Annotated in this window: 2 protein-coding genes and 1 pseudogene; all 3 read right to left on the reverse strand. The window is 62.3% G+C overall.

The window, feature by feature from the left end; translation table 11 throughout:
• Positions 1–168: 168 nt before the first annotated feature.
• A complete protein-coding gene (locus AC5ZGW_RS45880; RefSeq protein ID WP_051397327.1) occupies positions 169–564 on the reverse strand; it encodes a type 2 periplasmic-binding domain-containing protein in 396 nt (131 codons plus the stop codon).
• 268 nt (positions 565–832) lie between these two features.
• Positions 833–1,999: a molybdenum ABC transporter ATP-binding protein gene (gene modC, locus AC5ZGW_RS45885; protein ID WP_130231848.1), complete on the reverse strand. Its 1,167-nt coding sequence runs from the start codon at positions 1,997–1,999 to the stop codon at positions 833–835.
• Positions 1,996–2,207, reverse strand: a pseudogene (locus AC5ZGW_RS45890) (molybdate ABC transporter permease subunit); the annotation flags it as partial. The pseudogene AC5ZGW_RS45890 and the gene modC, both read right to left, overlap by 4 nt.

Raw genomic sequence — 2,207 nt, forward strand, 5'->3', positions numbered from 1 at the left:
CGGCGGCAAGCCAGCTTGGTAACGGAGGCCTTCCGGAGCGGCTTGACCACGAAAGAGAGCGCGTGTCCCCCCACGAGAGCGGGAAGGTGAGGGGTGCTTCCGGCCCAGGGAGATGCGAGGATCCCGCGACCAGCTTCGGCTGCGTCAATTCACAGGCGCCGAGCGCTTTCACAGCGTGCTCAGTGGCTGCGCTATAACGCGCAGCAGCCGGATTATGGATCGAGGTTTTGCGAAAGCCTCGTTCACGAACTTCGGAGTTGAACTGCACAGCACGAGATTATAGGTCGCATAGGTGAACCGGCTTTCCTGAACGCAAGACCGTTCTCGACCAGATTGCTCGGGCGGCCTCGTCGGGCGGAGAAATAGCTCAAAGGGCGCCCGTTGCGTCACCTGGCTGTAAGCTGTCCGCTCGCGCCAAAGCTTGGCCTCGCCCGGTCTTCGGCTTAAACGGCGCTGCAGCTCCTTGGCCGGCGCGGTGAAGTTCGCGGCGACCGCCGCGTCGACCTCCGCCGCTCCTGCATTTCCGACCACAAACAGGGTCAGAACTGAATTGATGAGGATCAATCGGCAAGCCTCATCGGGAAATCCGGACGCCACTGGGAACGCGTTAGCCGCGGCGGCTCTTGCTTCTCATCCCAGCAATCGGCGTGCGGTTCGAGAAACATGGCGCGGGCCTTTGCTTGACACGCACATAGGTTGCCAGCGTGCCCCGTCCAATGGCTCGGCCGCCTCGTCCGGCTTGCGATATCGGCCTCTTCAACTCCGCCTGCGTGGCACAATGAAATGTAGCCTCAAGATGATGCCGCTCGCCTCTCGAGCGAGCTTGCTCGTTTCACGCCGCGGCGCTTGCCTGCCCAGGATCTGCTGCTGGCCTGGAGGTCGTCACGATTTGCAATGGCGGTTCAGAGGCCGAGAGCAGCGAGACGTGCTTGAGCTGCGCGAATACGTCCATCCCATCCTTTAGCCCAAGGGAATCAAAGGAGAAACGCGTGATGCGGGCCAAAATCTCCGTGCCCGAGCCCCCGGTGCCGAGCGCAAGAACCAGCGTGATCTCAGCCGCGCCGAGCGGCAAACAGGCTCTGATGCGCGCCGGAAAGACATTAATCATGGAGCCTGCGCGTGGCGCCTCGCGCGCCACGCTGACGTCGCTCGCTCCAATGCGCAGCCGTTGGTGCACGCCGGGTGCAAACGGCGGCGCCGGCACCAACAGCCGCGCCCCTTTGAGGCGGAGAATGAGTAGCCCATAGCGCCCATCATAGCCGCTGACAACGGCATCAAGGCTGACGGCGGCTTCGCGGCTTGCCGCTAGCGGCAGCGCGGGATCTCTCTGTAAGACTTGCAGCGGTCCGGCCGCGGTCACTACGCCGCGCTCCATCATGACGAGATAATCGGCAAAATGTTCGATCTCCGCCATGTCATGGCCGATGTAGATCATCGGCAGCGCGAGCTTCTCGGGCAGGCGCTCGATGATCGGCAGAATCTCACGTCTGGCGCAGCGGTCGAGCGCGCCAAGCGGCTCGTCCATCACAAGCAGTCTGGGCTGAGACAACAGCGCGCGACCCATGGCGACGCGCTGCCGCTCGCCGCCGGACAGATGTGAGGGAGAGCGGTCGAGCAACGGAGCTATCTCGAGCAGTTCGACCACCTCATCAAACGCGATCGGCGTTGGCTTCGGTTTGGGCGCACCGTAAAGCAAGTTGCGCCTGACCGACAAATGAGGAAAAAGACTCGGCTCCTGAAACACATAGCCGATGGGACGCAGATGGGGTGGGCGAAAGGTCGTCCTATCCTGCCACACCTCGCCGTCGATGGCGCAAAAACCATTTGGCAAAGGCTCTAGGCCGGCGATGCAGCGCGCCAGCGTGGTCTTGCCGCAGCCTGGTGGGCCGAAAATCGCCGTCACGCCTTTGGCGGGTACGCTGAATTGCGTATCGCGCGAGAAGCCGGCGATACTGCCGCTGAAGGCAATGTCAATCCGGCCTGGCGTGGCTATCCTCACCTGCTCCTCCTTCCGCTGTATTTGTCGATCAAGGTTAAGGTGAGGATTACCGCAAAGGCGAACATCACCATGGCCCCGGCAAGCCAGCTTGCTTCGCGCCAGCGCGAGGCTTGGACATAGTCGAAGAGATAGGCCGACAGCACCTTGGTGCGCCCAGGAATGTTGCCGCCGATCATAAGCACGATGCCGAACGTGCCTATCGCATGCG

This window comes from Bradyrhizobium sp. Crot121, from assembly GCF_059512385.1.